This window comes from Vibrio sp. 378 (assembly GCF_033339435.1).
On record NZ_JAWOUO010001136.1, the window covers coordinates 1 to 526 of the forward strand.

1 pseudogene is annotated in these 526 nt (G+C 47.9%); it reads left to right on the forward strand.

Annotated elements, in window-relative coordinates:
• Positions 1-526 (forward strand): annotated as a pseudogene (locus R7Q48_RS30805) (methyl-accepting chemotaxis protein); the annotation flags it as partial.

Here is a 526-nt window from a genome sequence, read left to right on the forward strand (position 1 = left end):
CGAAACTCGCGCGCTATCTCACGCCGTGGAAGAGCAGTTTGAAGCTTTCTCATCATCGATTGATTCTGCCGCAACCCAACGCGATGAAAAAATGGCAAGCATCAAGCAAGCCATTACGGCGTTCATCTTAGTAGTGATTTTTGCGCTGATTTGGCAAATTTCTCGCTCTATCAACGTTCGTGTTGGTAGCTTACTAGCAACGATTAAGAACATCAGCGAAAGCAATAACATGGGCTTGCGCTCTGATCTTGCTGGTAAGGATGAACTATTTGATATCAGCCACCATCTCAACGATCTGCTCGAAAAGCTAGAGCGTTTGATCCACAACACACAAGAAAAATCGATGCAGTTAACAGCGAGCACGGACAACATGCATCGTGAGCTTGAAGGTGTTATGGAACAGTTCCACGCACAGACTGATCACACCGCCTCTATGGCGACGGCCGTGCAGCAGATGGTTGCCACTATCGGTGAAATTTCTGAAAGCACATCGGTTGCGGTTGAAGGTGTTCACCAAGCCGCGACT